Raw genomic sequence first — 14013 nt, 5'->3', positions numbered from 1 at the left:
GTATGGGGAGCTGTAATACACGCAAGTCATGCTCCCCGCCAGCATTTCTTTTAGTTTCTGTGGTTTTGACTGCCATATTTTAGCAAAAGTCTTATGACAACACCTCAATTTGTACTCGCTTCAGCTTCCCAAGTCCGCCACCGCTTGCTGCAAACTGTTGGGATGAAAGTGATAGTTAGACCTAGTGATTTTGATGAGTCGCAAATTCAAGTCAATGAACCAGCAGAATTAGTCCAACTTCTCGCACAACGCAAGGCGGAAACTGTAGTTCCACAGTTTGAATCAGCTTTGATTATGGGTTGTGATTCGGTTTTGGCTGTGGATGGTAAAATTTATGGTAAGCCAGCCGATGATGCTGAAGCTATGGCCCGTTGGCAATTAATGCAAGGTAAATTCGGCGACCTGTATACTGGTCATGTGTTAATTGACCTCTACCAACATCGGACTTTAGTTAGGTGTCAGGTAACAAGAGTATATTTCGCTAAAATGAGCGATCGCACAATTCAAGCCTATGTCGCTACAGGAGAACCTCTCAGGTGTGCGGGGGCTTTCGCCCTGGAGGGGTTTGGTAGTTTATTCGTGGAAAAAATCGCCGGTTGTCACAGCAATGTCATTGGACTGAGTTTACCTCTGCTGCGGCAGATGCTAGAAGATTTGGGATACGAAGTTACTGATTTCTGGCATTAACCGCTGCTAAATTAAAATTTTGTGCCTCCCTGGACTGGTGCGTCTGGGGGAGAAACCAAAAAATACTGGCTCAAATTCCCAGAACCCAAGTGTGACAGCAGAAGGTAGACTGACAATTAACCCTAGGATTGAATTTGCTCAAAAAAAATGTCATTTACTCCTACTACTTCGCTGCGAGAACAACAACATCCCTTAATTCATCAACTAGCGGATTGTATTGAGGCTGTTTGGCATAAACACTTAGAACTATCACCTTACCAATTACCTGCTGAACTGGGTTATGTAGAAGGTAGATTAGAAGGCGAAAAACTAATCATAGAAAATCGCTGTTATCAAACAACTCAATTCCGCAAAATGCACTTAGAACTAGCAAGGGTGGGAACTATGCTAGATATTTTGCATTGTGTAATGTTTCCCCGTCCAGAATATGACTTACCAATGTTTGGTTGTGACTTAGTTGGGGGTCGAGGTCAAATTAGTGCGGCGATCGCAGACCTATCTCCCGTAGACTTAAAAGGTAAGTTACCAGAATCATACAATACCAAACTAACAGCACTCACAGATGTGAAGTTTTCCCAACCCCGTCAATTACCCGAGTGGGGTCATATATTCTCGGAATTTTGCATTTTTGTTCGTCCTGTTTCCCCAGGAGAAGAGAAAATGTTTCTGTCTCGTGTCCAAGACCTTTTAGAGATTCATTGTACCCAAGCCATAGATTCCAGTCCAGTTTCACCAGAAAAATCACTGCAAATCCTAGCAGGACAACGGGAATACTGCACCCAACAGCAACAAAACGATAAAACCCGCCGGGTACTAGAAAAAGCCTTTGGTTCAGACTGGGCCGAAAATTATATGACCACAGTCTTATTTGACTTACAAGAATAGTTATTCTAGCAGAGGGGAGATACTATGTCAAGTGTTGTTAATCTCCCCATCTGTAGGTTCCGTTACCTTTTCTCATAACTGATGAATGTAGAATTTATGCAAAGAAACTTGAATGGAGTTAGACAAAAGTAGCAAAGTCTAGAAATATTCGCCATATCAAGGAACAGGTAAAAAACCTACTAATTAGTTGAAAGAAAATTTAAGGAAACCGTAATGTTAGGAATTGTGTTTTTGATATATCTTGGTAGCAGATCATTGACTAACATTTTTGAATCAAGGTGTGCCTAATTAACCTGTATATATAGCCTTGGTTTGTGAGCCTGTGGTATTGGTGTTTATGGTGGAATCAAGGGCAATGGCTGGCAATAATCATCGCTTATTCCCAAAAATTCACAGAGAATTGGTATTAAAAAATGCTCACTTTGTTAGCAGAAAATTTCTTTGATAAACTGTGAGTATAGGGGCGAAAAAGCCAAAAAATAGGGATATTTTCCGGGTAAATAGGCGATGGCGAATTTCATTTAATAAATTTATACCAGGCTGCAATCATCCTGAGAGTTGGCAGATGTAACTTGCAATAACACTGCATCATGTTAGACATATCTAGGGTTGAGGGTGCATCAGATAGGAGATTTTTAGCAATTATCAGCGTGCTAGTGAGTAAAAACTATGGGATTGAATTTACAGCACTTTTATTTTTGTTGATAGCATTTCCCATGGTCGTGAGGTACAAAGTTTTTTAGTTTCAGGGAACACCGGAACAAATTGGTGTGTATTTCATTAGCCTGAAAAAGGCTGGAAGTAAATGAACTACACATCTTAATACCATCAATATTTTCGATTAGGCATCTTCCCTACCCTGGGTAGCTCATGCACATGAAATGGGCTGTCATCCCAATTTGAAAAAAGAGTGTAATGCATAGAAACCGAGAAACAAAACATAGGTAAAGTCTCACGCATCTTCAGGTATAGCAACCGCTGATTCGGTTTTTTTATTTCTATAAGCACAATTCAACAAACAGGCAACAACCATGTCAAGGGTGACTGAGAAGCCAAGCTCAACAGAGCTGCTACTGGAATCGGAACAACCTAAGATTTGGTGGGGTATTGCTGTAGCCTTACCAATTCTCATCGCTGCTGGGCTACTAACTACAGCTAAAGTGGAGCAGCTAAAAAAACTAGGCTCCTCTGTACCCATCAAGCCAATGACTAACAGCATTAGCGCTGTGGGGCGTTTAGAACCAAAAGGACAGGTTTTAAAACTCTCTGCGCCTGCAGCTGGATTGCAATCTTCCTCACGGGTGCGGCAGATCTTTGTGAGAGAAGGTGAGCGGGTAAGAAAAGGTCAAATGGTGGCAATTTTAGACAACCATGACACCCAACTAGCAGCAGTGGAGGAAGCAAAAGCCAGACTGCAAGAAGCGCGGGCTAATTTAGCCCAAGTCAGAGTTGGCTCCCCCAGAGATCTGGAAGCTCAAACAGCAGTGATTGCTCGTTTACAAGCTGAGTTAAACGGAGAAAGCGATGCTCAACAAGCGATGATTGCTCGCATAGCAGCCCAGTTGAGTGGAGAAAAACTGGCTCTACAAGCAACAGTGAATCGTCTAGAAGCTGAACTGAGAGGACAACAAGACAGTTTAAGAGCAAGTATCCAACGCATTCAAGCTGAACAGCGCAATGCTGCGGTTGATGCTTCCAGATATGAGATGTTATACCGTGAAGGTGCTATTTCCCAGCAGGAGAGGGATAGAAGAACATTGGCTGCGGTAACTTCCAATCAGCAAGTTATTGAAACCCAAGCTACCCTGCGACAGGTAGAGGCGACTTTACGACAACAACTGGCTGAGGCCAGAGCCAACCAGGTAAAAACTATCACCACCTTGCAACAGCAGCTGGTGGAAGCCAAAGTCAACCGCGATAAAACCATCATGGCTTTGCAAAGTCAAATTGACGAACAAAAAGCCAGACTCAGGAGAATTCAAGAATTCGGCCCTACTGATGTTCAAAGGGGAGAAGCTCAAGTTAGTAATGCTCTGGCTAATCTCAAAAGAGCAGAAGCAGAACTGAAATTAAGTTATGTTCAAGCGCCCATTGCTGGAGAGATTTTAGCAGTGCATACAAAATCAGGAGAAGCTATCAGCGCCAATGGTATTGCTGAGATAGGAGAAACTAATGAGATGACTGTTGTTGCTGAGGTCTCAGAAGACAGTATTGCTCAAGTGCGGATAGGTCAAACTGCTAGTATCACCAGCGAAAATGGAGCATTTATTGGGGAATTAAAAGGAACTGTCACAGAAATTGGCAGAAAAATCGGCAAAAAAGACATCTTGAGTACAGACCCGGTAGCAGATGTAGACGCTAGAGTTGTGGAAGTGAGAATTTCCCTGACTCCAGAACATAGTGAGCGAGTTTCTGGTTTTACCAATGCTAAAGTAATTACCCAAATTAATAAAGGAATCAGTTCTGATTGAGCATTAACACCAATGCGAAAAGAAGAATTTAACCTATCAAAGATTTCAGGTTTTTGCTGGAATCTTCCCATCCCTAATTCCTTGAACAGCTTTCTTAATTAAGCATAATGGCTCGTAAAATACCCCTGTCTTGGCTGCAACTGACCAGAGACAAAAGTCGCCTAGCTGTCGCTTTGGCAGGAATTGCCTTTGCTGATATTTTGATGTTTATGCAAATTGGTTTCCGGGATGCTCTCTATTATAGTAATGTGCGGTTACATAGTAGCTTAAATGGGGACATTGTTTTAATTAACCAACAATCTAATGCTTTATTAGCCATGGAACAATTTTCTCAAAGAAGATTGTATAAAGCCTTAGAATTACAAGCGGTAGAGTCGGTGCATCCGATATATTTGGATTATACAACCTGGAGGAATCCTATTACAGGTCGTCCTCGGAGTATTCTCATATTTGGCATGAATCCAGAATCTAATCTGTTTGATTTACCTGGTGTTCAAAGTCACTTGGAGCAATTGAAACAGCCTGATGTAGTTTTATTTGACCGTTCTTCGCGGGAGGAATATGGCCCCATTGCTTCCCAATTCAAGGGAGGAAATACTTTAATCGCCGAAGTACAAAGAAGACGAGTTAAAGTAGGTGGATTATTTACTTTAGGTACATCTTTTGGGGCAGATGGTAATTTAATTACCAGTGATGTTAATTTTCTGCGGATATTTAGAAACCGCCAAAGAGGATTGATTGATATTGGTCTGATTAGATTAAGAGCAGGACAAAATCCTAATGTTGTCGCTCAACAATTGCGTAATCATTTACCTCAAGATGTTAATGTCTTAACGAAACAAGAGTTTATTGATTTTGAGCGCAATTACTGGGCAACTAGTACTGCTATTGGATTTATATTCAGTTTAGGTACGATAATGGGCTTCATTGTCGGTACTGTAATTGTTTATCAAATCCTTTATACTGAGGTTTCCGATCATTTGTCAGAATATGCAACTTTAAAGGCAATAGGTTATACACAGAAATACTTGTTGATGGTCATACTCCAAGAAGCATTTTTATTAGCTTGTTTAGGATATGCTCCAGGATGGATTTTTGCTATGTTCCTCTACTCTAGGGCTAGAGAAGCTACACTACTACCCATCTTTATGAGTTATAGTCGGGCAATAACTGTGTTAATCTTAACTATACTTATGTGTTTTATCTCTGGTGCGATCGCTGTACGTAAATTACGTTCTGCTGATCCAGCAGACATCTTTTAATTTCAAAATAAATCGAAATTCTCGATCTAGATGCAGAATTTCGATTTATAATTGGTACTTGATATATATTCAGTATTTACAGGCACTACAGTTCTGAGACGGAAATCCTAACACCTACTCACCCACCTAAATATGAGACAAGAACCTGTAATTGCTATAAAAAATCTCAATCACTACTATGGCAAAGGCGCGCTCAGGAAACAAATTTTATTCGACATTAACCTAGAGATTTACCCTGGGGAAATTGTGATTATGACTGGTCCATCAGGTTCAGGTAAAACAACCTTACTAAGCTTGATTGGTGGTTTGCGGTCTGTACAACAGGGAAGCCTCAAGTTTTTAGATGTAGAAATGTCTGGCGCTAGTCAAAATCAACTAGTAAAAATTCGCCGTAATATCGGTTATATTTTTCAAGCTCACAATTTGTTGGGTTTCTTAAGTGCTAGACAAAATGTACAGATGGCGGTGGAATTGAGTGATCATGTCACTCCCCATGAGGCAATTTCTAAGTCAGAAGCTATGCTGAGTGCAGTGGGTTTAAAGGACAAAGTGAGTTACTACCCAGAGAGCCTTTCTGGAGGACAAAAACAAAGAATAGCGATCGCCCGGGCTCTTGTCAATAATCCTCCATTGGTGCTAGCAGACGAACCAACGGCGGCTTTAGACAAACAATCAGGACGGGATGTGGTGGAAATCATGCAGGGTCTGGCTAAAGAACAAGGAACTTCTATCTTGCTAGTGACTCATGATAACCGCATCTTAGATATAGCCGATCGCATTGTGGAAATGGAAGATGGTCTTTTAGCTCGTGATTCTCCAACAGTAATTAACAGTGACAAGCATTAATTTGGTTTCCATCAGCTGTATGATAGTTATTTTTTACCGCTGATGGAAAACGCACTATGTATAGTCGGCTCAAACCACTGTCTGAGGCTTCATTCACTAATATTGCCCTTGTTGCTACAGATATGGATGGTACTCTCACTCAAGGAGGCAAATTTTCCACTACAATACTGCAAGCTTTAGAAAAGCTAGCCTCAGCGGACGTAAAAGTATTAATTGTGACTGGGCGTTCCGCAGGATGGATGAGTGGAGTAAGCCACTTGATGCCTGTTATCGGTGCGATCGCCGAAAACGGTGGTTTATTTTATCCATCTGGGAAGGAGGAACCAGTAACCTTAACAGCCATTCAGGACTTAAAAGCCCATCGCCACAGTTTAGCTGTCACTTTTGAGTTCTTAAAAACAATCTTTCCTCAAATTGAGGAATCAGCGGACAATCGTTTCCGGGTCACAGATTGGACTTTTAACATCGGGGCTTTGACTCCAGAGGAATTACAAAGACTGGGTAATCTTTGTCAACAAATGGGCTGGGGATTTACTTATAGTACTGTGCAGTGTCACATTAAACCTCAAGAACAAGATAAAGCTATAGGATTATTGCAAGTTTTGCAAGCATACTTACCTGAAATTTCACCCAAGCAAGTGGTCACTGTTGGTGATAGTCCCAATGATCAAAGTTTATTCAATCAAAGTCAGTTTCCTATTTCCGTGGGTGTAGCCAATGTCATGCAATATGCACACCAGCTAGAACATCAACCTAGTTATATTACCCAGTCTGCTGAAGGAGAAGGATTTTGCGAATTATGTAATTATATCTTACATAGGAAGGCAACTTAGTTTGATCCATTACGGTAAATTAAGCTGCGGGTATTTTCCCCGACTTGAGTGTAGGTTACGGGGAGAAACTAATAAACAATTGAATTTTTGTTGTATTAACAAAAATTCATATTATTTATTAATACGACAAAAAGATAAAAATCATTACTTTTTGAAGTTATCAAGCTATTTGTAACAGATAATTTATAACTGTAGTGAGAACTACTTTTTCAGTTAAACTCTGAAAATAGAAGGACAGCAATTATTATTTTTTATGAATACCATATCTACAGTTGAATTCAAGCGCCCAACTTGGGAAACGGCTATCATCTTGGCTTTGGGCTTTTGGTTGAGTTCTAGTCTAGTTCTAGACTGGGTAATCATGCCTAGCCTCTACCTTTCTGGTATGATGAGTCAAACAGACTTTGCCACAGCAGGTTATGCGATTTTTTGGAACTTTAATCGCATGGAATTATTATCGGCTGCTGTAGTATTAACTGGCGTACTGGCTTTGAGTCAAGCCAAATCGCGCTGGAATCCTAGGGTGATTGTATTTGCGGTCATGTTACTTGCTGTCACCTTAGTGGATACCTATTTCTTGACTCCGCAAATGTGCGCTGTGGGTGTTAATCTCAACTTGTTTGCCACAACTGCCACAATTCCAGGGGAAATGAATTTACTACACGGTGGTTATTTTTTCCTAGAAATGCTCAAAGTATTAGCTGCAGGAGCACTTTTAAAGGGCTACTGGCAACAGCAAGTTTAGTAGGTTCTGTGTAATCTGAAATTGCCTTATTCAGCATCGGTTGAGGCTTCGCTAAACAATAGCAAACGCGCAGCCAGAACTGCAAACCCTACAGCCGCGATCGCCTTTAATAAGCGCGTCGGTAATAATTCCGCCACAGCGCCCCCGGCTATTGCTCCCAAAAAGCTGGTGAGCAATAGCGCGCCAGCAGTACCAAAAAATACCGCTTGCCGAGATTGGGAACGCCCAGAAAGTGCGATCGCAGCTAATTGACTTTTATCACCTAATTCTGAGAGAAATACAGTAATAAAGCTCAGTCCTAAAAGATGCCAGTCCATAAGTTTGTGGATAGTTAGAGAGTGGGGGGGTGAGTTAGTTAATTATGAAATACATCCCAAAACAGCATGACAGAAATCAGCAATAACATCATCCCGGCTGATTTTTCTACCACTTTGGGACTGAGGCGATTAGCAATCCAACCCCCTAAAAGCACGCCTAATAGACTAGTAGTAATTAGGGCTACTCCAGCACCAATAAAAACTACCCAGGGCGCATGAGATTCTGCACTCATTAATAAGGTGGATAGCTGGGTTTTATCTCCAATTTCTGCCAAAAATATAGTCAGGAAGGTAGTAGCAAAAGTTGCCACCACCGACTCCTGCTGTTTGGGACTATCTGTAACTACAGTTAGGTCAGATGAATCCCTGTCTTTGATTTCTGGCTGGTTGTCAGTCTCAGCAGTGACAGAATTTATCGGTACAGAGTCAAGTTTCACGGGCGGTAGTTTTCTGAAGGTCTTTCATAATTCTCTCATCTTCTCAGATGATCTTGATAAATTGCAAGGCCATTGCAGAAAGTGACATAAATTCAGAATCCCACGGCTTGATTAAACCGGATAATTTCCAGACTGCGATCGCCATAGACTCCCTCTATTTGCTCACGACAGCAGTCAATAGCAAAATCATTGAGTTCTTCGGGTTCAATTCCATACATATCCTCAAATATATCTGCCTCTACACGGCAAAAACGGGGACGATTGGCATATATACTGCATTCTCGGCTGTCATGGTCAAAGTTAACGCACCATCCCCCCTCGCCCACCATACTCAGGTATAGCTCTAATTCTGCCGGTGTAAGATACTCCTCTAAATCTGGACGATCTGCGGGTTCAAGATTACAGCAGGCGCCACATTGTTTCACACATTGCCAGTTTGCCATTTTATGGACTTTCCTATAGTTTTGTTAAGTAAATTAAATGTAACAGCCCCAAGCCAGATATGATAAATTGCGAGTTTTGCAATTGAGTGACTGTGTTTTTCAAAAGTTAAGGGGATCAGGGAAAAATGTTTGACGCTTTGAGCAGTATCAATTGGGAAGTTATCTTCCAGTTAGTTTCTGTAGGACTAATCCTCATTGCTGGTCCGGTGGTAATCTTTGTACTGGCATTTCGCAACGGCGACCTGTAGGACTGTGATATCCGGAGTTATCAGTTTTGAAACTTATAACTCCGAAATCATGACCACCAGAGGCTGAAAGACAGCTTGGATAAGCTTTTCATACCTTGGTTGAGCTCATCCTAAGCTGACGATGGTCTGACACCGACTAACTCCAACTCAATGGTAGTAGTACCATTAAAGTAATTTTCTCGTAACTTGTAGGCAATATCTAATCGTGGCGGTAGGGGGAAGTAGTCTCCCCACCTCCAGGCGATCGCTTTGATTTTATACTCTTGATGATTAATAGTTTGACCGAGTGTTAATTTAATGTGACCTTTACCAACAATTTGCTGGGAAATCACTTGTACATTCCCTGTCGAGAATAAGGGGTCTGGGTTTTCCATACCACAAGGATGAAGAGCATTTAGTTCTTGGTAGAGCTGCTGATTGATTTGACTCAGGTCAACTTCAGCATCAATTTTAACTAGTGGCTTGAGGTGGTGTAGTTCTAGACAGTGATTAGCAAACTCAGATAATCGTGATCGCAATAAGTCTAAATTATCTGCTGCCAAAGAAAAACCCCCGGCTGCCTTATGTCCGCCAAACTTACCCAGTAAACCCTGACAATATTGTAACGCTTCAAACACATGAAACTCAGGAATACCACGAGCGGAACCGCGAATATGTCCACCAGCTTCATAAGTGCCAATAAACACAGGCACACCGTAGCGCTCCACCAAGCGAGAGGCGACAATACCAATTACACCATGATGCCAATCAGGTTGTACAACCACTAATACCCGGTATTTGGGGAGAGTAGAAACAAACCACTCCTCTACATAAGCGATCGCTTGTTGTTCAATTACCTCGCACATCTGCTGACGACTAGTGTTAGTTAGCTCACACTGCTGCGCACATTCTAAGGCTACCGTCATATCATCGGTAGTTAGTAATGAAATCACCGTCTGAGGGTCACCAATACGACCAATAGCATTAATTCGTGGTCCCAAGCGAAAGCCGATATCTTCTGGTTTTAAAGATTTAGAAGAAGTATTTCCCCCTGGGAATAGTTCCCCTTGTCCCTCTTCCCTGACCTGTAAACCAGCCACCTGAATTAGGGCTTTAATCCCTGGTAAATTAGACTGAGGTAAATGTTTTAATCCACGTTTTACCCAGCGACGATTTACACCTATTAAAGGTGCTAAATCAGCGATTGTACCTAGAGTAAATAAAGCTAACATCGGCTGCACTAAGCCTTTAATCGCTCCCAACCGTTGCCCTAGAGATACTGCTAAAATATAAGCAACACCCACACCCGCCACACCCCGATAAGGTGAAGACTCTGCAATTAGTTTCGGGTTGAGGATGGCGTTAGCTGGAGGTAATTTAGGGGGGATGTCGTGGTGGTCGGTGACAATCACATTCATACCAAGTTCTCTGGCTCTGGTTATGGGTTCATAAGCGGAAATCCCATTATCCACAGTCAGAATTAGGTTTATACCTTCATCGTGAAACTCTTCAACAATGCGTTGATTAATCCCATAACCATCACGCATCCGACTAGGGATGGCGTAATTCACATCAGCCCCAAAACTCCGCAGACTACGCAACAGTAAAGCCGTGCTAGTCATACCATCGGCATCATAGTCACCACAGATGGATATTTTACCATGGGATGCGATCGCTTGCTGCAATAAATCCAAACTAATCGACAAGTCAGGAAATTCTTCTAAAGGCGAAGGTAAATTTAAGGACTCAGGATTTAAGAACCCTTGTGCTGCTTCTGGGGTAGTAATGCCACGATTAATTAGTATTTGGGCGATAATAGGTGCAACATTAGTTACCCCCGCCAGACTAGCGGCGCATTCTGGTTGCTGGCGATAAATTTGCCAACGCTGAGGTGGTAAGCGCTGTTGAGATATGGTTGATTTTGGTAAGGCTTCCTCTAGCACAATTATTCAAGCATTCTTTTCTCATTATTAAAGCACACAGCGATCGCCCCGGCATTAAAAGACTACCACATCATCAGCGAGTAAATTTTCTGCTGCTTCCAACATAGATGCAGCAATATCCTTTAAATCTTCACGATTATTTAGGTAAGTTTGCAAGGCCGACCTGGGGTCAATACTGCTACTAGCGGTTAATTCTGGAATTCTCGGACGCGCCAATTGGCTGACTAATTCTGCTTTAATTGTGTAATTGTGAGCTAAACTTAAAGCTCCATGAATAGCCGCAGTATCAATGACATCCATCTGTTCCGAGCGGATTTGATAAATTAACCGCACCACAGCATCTTCAATATTATATTTAGCGATCGCCTTGATTAAAGCAGCTTGAGGATCATCTGCTTGTGATATATCCACCTCAATAGTGCGGAAACTCCGCACAGGTAAAGGGCAAAATTCCCAATTAGCTCTTCCCCGCTCCAACTCTATAATTACATAGCCCTTATCTTCTTTTTCCTCACTAAAATCGACCCGTTCAATACTTCCCGGATAAATGACAGGTGGGTTATTAGACTTATTTAAATTCTGGTGACAGTGAACATGTCCTGAAACCCACGTAATCAAAACAAGGTCGCGTCAGTAAAGATAGGGGTAAAGTAAAACCCTTCCCCACCGCTAAAAGGCGTTCAGCGCCCAAAGTAGCATTATCAGCCATCAAATGAGCCAAAAGCACAGTAGGAACATCAGGGTCAAGGCGGCGAATTTCTCCCTCCAAAACCACTTGTAGACGTTGTGTTAACATTTCGTTTACCTCAGCCAAAGAAGCATTTTTAGTTTCCTGACGGGTCATCAACGTAGAACGAGTCAGCCAAGGTAAAGTAATCACCTGCACCTTACCACTAGGGGTATTAATACAGTGAGTGGTTAAAGTATCACCCACCAAAAACCCCCGCACCCCTAAAGTGCGATAAATATTTAAACTTGCGCCTCCGGTTCCTTGAGAATGTTGGTCATGGTTCCCCACCAACAGCACTGTAGGAATATCTGCATCAACCAGGCGGCGAAACTGACTTGCAAAGGCTTCTTGTACATATGGCGGTGGGGTAGCATCCGGGAACGCATCACCGCCAAATAAGACTAGATCTACCGGGTCTTGTAGCGCCCGGTCAATACATCGGGATAAAGTCTTGACAAAATCCTCTAACCGTGTATTTAGTCCTGTGTCTGGATTCATGCGCCCATGGGAGAAACCGCTCCCCATGTGGATATCCGCAAGATGCAAGATTTTAATCATCTTTGTCAAGTGTCATAGTCATCACACCGTTGGTTAATTTCAATATTAAGATGCCATTAATTAACCAGTGCCTGCAACTGATTTGCTTTGATTATTCATATTTGATTCTGATATGGCTGCAATAATTATACATTGTTTTGCAGCGCCAGCGATCGCTATAAACTTTTATAAGTTGCATAACAATTGCTAATGCGATCGCCAGGAATCAATCAATTTTTGTATAGAGTAATATAAATATCTTTACAAATCCAGTCAAGAGCAACAATTCCCCTCACTCTAGTTGCAATCACTCACGTCATCCTGTGTTTATCGCAACTTCTGATGTACACAAGCTAGATACCACATATAATCATCAATCTTGTTACTAACCGCTTGATTAATATATTGCTGTGCTAACTCCAGTTGCTTTTCCGCCTGAAAATATAATCCCACATAGAGATAACTGTAAAATTTAGTACGCTTATCTGCGTTTTTACCCAATTGAATTAAAACATTGGGAGAACAGCGCCCCGCATACAAATCATATACCCGCCGCATCACCAATCGCGGGTCATTTTTTACTTCTAATAAACACTCACGCGCCGCGGTGACACCATCAGCTTCAGCAGTACAAAGATAGCGCCAAACCGTTTCTTCCACATCTTGAAAATTCACAGTTAAATCTGTCTCAAACTGTTTAGCGCCTTCTGCAAATCTACCAGCATAATAATATGCTAGTCCCCTTTGCCACAAATATGGTGTTAACCGGGGATCAAGTTTTTCTGCTATGTCAAAATCAGCAATAGAAGCATTAATATTTACTAGCTGAAAATGAACCATACCCCTCTGTACATAGGCTTGAGGCTCATGGGGATGGTTGGCGATCACATCATCCCAACGCCTCAGTTTTTGTTCTAGCATATTATTGGAATTCATGATTCTAACATTTAATCATCCAATAAACTCATTAATGCTGTAATTTCCGGGTTCTCTGAATCGGATAATTCTTGCTGTAACTCTAATATTTGATTTTGTAATACTTCAGATGTATACAGCAGATTAGATGTTTTAGCAAGTCTTAATTGACTTTCTTTAATTCTAATTTTCCTCAATAGTTCATTTACCGCATCAACTGCGTTATAATCTTCATACATCATCCTTTTACACCCATTCAACTATCAATCTATTAACTGCCGACAGAAGAAATATATATAGCACCCTCTAACTTATTCAAGCATACATCTGAATATGATACAGCAAATTGTAGGTAAAAACGTAATATATAAATGTATAAATGGTAAAATTCTTCTGACGCCAGTATCCTGTCCCCTATTGGCATACCCCACAAGAAGATGAAATATGATGAAATATACTGTCAATGTGGCTGCGTAGACACTCCCCCCCCACTACAATAACCGTAACTTTTGGCTCATCCTTACCCAGACATCACCCGGAAGGACTTGTTTAATTCTTACTACAACTCATATTGTGTAATATAAAACAGCCGCTGAGAGTATAAACATCATGGGCGCAAATCTCATGGAACACCTGCGATAGATATTCGTTCATAGAAGTCAGTAATTTCATAGTTGTGAATATTCCCTCAATAATATTTATTCTGCTGATATTTTTTTTATTTTTAACTGTTTA

14 protein-coding genes and 1 pseudogene are annotated in these 14013 nt (G+C 41.5%); 8 read left to right on the top strand and 7 right to left on the bottom strand.

All coding sequences use genetic code 11. The features are described from left to right. The first annotated feature begins 93 nt into the window (after positions 1 to 93). From AC6IZ0_RS02560 to AC6IZ0_RS02530, 7 genes are all read left to right on the top strand, one after another. Entirely contained in the window at positions 94 to 687 is a 594-nt protein-coding gene (locus AC6IZ0_RS02560) for a Maf family protein (RefSeq protein ID WP_497724949.1), read from the top strand. A 147-nt stretch (positions 688 to 834) separates the two neighbouring features. After that, on the top strand, positions 835 to 1572 hold the full coding sequence (locus tag AC6IZ0_RS02555) for a phycocyanobilin:ferredoxin oxidoreductase (RefSeq protein WP_271731156.1): 738 nt from the start codon (positions 835 to 837) through the stop codon (positions 1570 to 1572). A 1031-nt stretch (positions 1573 to 2603) separates the two neighbouring features. Beyond that, entirely contained in the window at positions 2604 to 4043 is a 1440-nt protein-coding gene (locus tag AC6IZ0_RS02550) for an HlyD family efflux transporter periplasmic adaptor subunit (protein ID WP_271731155.1), read from the top strand. A gap of 107 nt (positions 4044 to 4150) precedes the next feature. Continuing rightward, on the top strand, positions 4151 to 5305 hold the full coding sequence (gene devC / locus AC6IZ0_RS02545; protein WP_271731154.1) for an ABC transporter permease DevC: 1155 nt from the start codon (positions 4151 to 4153) through the stop codon (positions 5303 to 5305). Positions 5306 to 5437: 132 nt separating this feature from the next. Next, positions 5438 to 6151 (top strand): DevA family ABC transporter ATP-binding protein, encoded by a 714-nt coding sequence (locus AC6IZ0_RS02540; protein WP_497724947.1) that lies wholly within the window; start codon positions 5438 to 5440, stop codon positions 6149 to 6151. A 56-nt stretch (positions 6152 to 6207) separates the two neighbouring features. Continuing rightward, on the top strand, positions 6208 to 6984 hold the full coding sequence (locus AC6IZ0_RS02535) for an HAD family hydrolase (protein ID WP_497724946.1): 777 nt from the start codon (positions 6208 to 6210) through the stop codon (positions 6982 to 6984). A 253-nt stretch (positions 6985 to 7237) separates the two neighbouring features. Next, positions 7238 to 7729: a hypothetical protein gene (locus AC6IZ0_RS02530; protein WP_271731150.1), complete on the top strand. Its 492-nt coding sequence runs from the start codon at positions 7238 to 7240 to the stop codon at positions 7727 to 7729. A 26-nt stretch (positions 7730 to 7755) separates the two neighbouring features. On the opposite strand, the gene AC6IZ0_RS02525 is transcribed toward AC6IZ0_RS02530, so the two are convergent. The 3 genes from AC6IZ0_RS02525 to AC6IZ0_RS02515 all read right to left on the bottom strand — a co-directional run bounded on the left by AC6IZ0_RS02525 (position 7756) and on the right by AC6IZ0_RS02515 (position 8926). Next, positions 7756 to 8046 carry a TMEM165/GDT1 family protein gene (locus tag AC6IZ0_RS02525; protein ID WP_271731149.1) on the bottom strand — a complete coding sequence of 97 codons (291 nt, stop codon included), beginning with the start codon at positions 8044 to 8046 and terminating at the stop codon, positions 7756 to 7758. Between the two features lie 38 nt (positions 8047 to 8084). Then, on the bottom strand, positions 8085 to 8483 hold the full coding sequence (locus AC6IZ0_RS02520) for a TMEM165/GDT1 family protein (protein ID WP_271731148.1): 399 nt from the start codon (positions 8481 to 8483) through the stop codon (positions 8085 to 8087). Positions 8484 to 8575: 92 nt separating this feature from the next. Continuing rightward, complete coding sequence (locus AC6IZ0_RS02515) at positions 8576 to 8926, bottom strand: YkgJ family cysteine cluster protein (protein WP_271731147.1); 351 nt, start codon at positions 8924 to 8926, stop codon at positions 8576 to 8578. Between the two features lie 125 nt (positions 8927 to 9051). Between AC6IZ0_RS02515 and psb30 the strand changes: the two genes are divergently transcribed. Beyond that, positions 9052 to 9174 (top strand): photosystem II reaction center protein Ycf12/Psb30, encoded by a 123-nt coding sequence (gene psb30, locus AC6IZ0_RS02510; RefSeq protein WP_200987685.1) that lies wholly within the window; start codon positions 9052 to 9054, stop codon positions 9172 to 9174. 110 nt (positions 9175 to 9284) lie between these two features. On the opposite strand, the gene recJ is transcribed toward psb30, so the two are convergent. From recJ to AC6IZ0_RS02490, 4 genes and pseudogenes are all read right to left on the bottom strand, one after another. Continuing rightward, positions 9285 to 11096: a single-stranded-DNA-specific exonuclease RecJ gene (recJ, locus tag AC6IZ0_RS02505; RefSeq protein ID WP_497724943.1), complete on the bottom strand. Its 1812-nt coding sequence runs from the start codon at positions 11094 to 11096 to the stop codon at positions 9285 to 9287. 54 nt (positions 11097 to 11150) lie between these two features. Beyond that, positions 11151 to 12384, bottom strand: a pseudogene (gene sbcD / locus AC6IZ0_RS02500) (exonuclease subunit SbcD). 306 nt (positions 12385 to 12690) lie between these two features. Beyond that, positions 12691 to 13299 carry a tetratricopeptide repeat protein gene (locus AC6IZ0_RS02495; RefSeq protein ID WP_271731143.1) on the bottom strand — a complete coding sequence of 203 codons (609 nt, stop codon included), beginning with the start codon at positions 13297 to 13299 and terminating at the stop codon, positions 12691 to 12693. A gap of 11 nt (positions 13300 to 13310) precedes the next feature. Beyond that, positions 13311 to 13538, bottom strand: a complete 228-nt coding sequence (locus tag AC6IZ0_RS02490) for a hypothetical protein (protein ID WP_497724941.1) — start codon at positions 13536 to 13538, stop codon at positions 13311 to 13313. Between the last annotated feature and the right edge of the window lie 475 nt (positions 13539 to 14013).

The sequence above is a fragment of the Anabaenopsis sp. NIES-4685 genome, from assembly GCF_059725405.1.
This window is presented reverse-complemented; position numbering and strand designations above follow the sequence as displayed.

Coding starts and splice junctions, on each gene's coding strand:
- AC6IZ0_RS02560 (WP_497724949.1), top strand. CDS start 94: ATGACAACACCTCAATTTGTACTCGCTTCAGCTTCCCAAGTCCGCCAC.
- AC6IZ0_RS02555 (WP_271731156.1), top strand. CDS start 835: ATGTCATTTACTCCTACTACTTCGCTGCGAGAACAACAACATCCCTTA.
- AC6IZ0_RS02550 (WP_271731155.1), top strand. CDS start 2,604: ATGTCAAGGGTGACTGAGAAGCCAAGCTCAACAGAGCTGCTACTGGAA.
- devC (WP_271731154.1), top strand. CDS start 4,151: ATGGCTCGTAAAATACCCCTGTCTTGGCTGCAACTGACCAGAGACAAA.
- AC6IZ0_RS02540 (WP_497724947.1), top strand. CDS start 5,438: ATGAGACAAGAACCTGTAATTGCTATAAAAAATCTCAATCACTACTAT.
- AC6IZ0_RS02535 (WP_497724946.1), top strand. CDS start 6,208: ATGTATAGTCGGCTCAAACCACTGTCTGAGGCTTCATTCACTAATATT.
- AC6IZ0_RS02530 (WP_271731150.1), top strand. CDS start 7,238: ATGAATACCATATCTACAGTTGAATTCAAGCGCCCAACTTGGGAAACG.
- AC6IZ0_RS02525 (WP_271731149.1), bottom strand. CDS start 8,046: ATGGACTGGCATCTTTTAGGACTGAGCTTTATTACTGTATTTCTCTCA.
- AC6IZ0_RS02515 (WP_271731147.1), bottom strand. CDS start 8,926: ATGGCAAACTGGCAATGTGTGAAACAATGTGGCGCCTGCTGTAATCTT.
- psb30 (WP_200987685.1), top strand. CDS start 9,052: ATGTTTGACGCTTTGAGCAGTATCAATTGGGAAGTTATCTTCCAGTTA.
- AC6IZ0_RS02495 (WP_271731143.1), bottom strand. CDS start 13,299: ATGAATTCCAATAATATGCTAGAACAAAAACTGAGGCGTTGGGATGAT.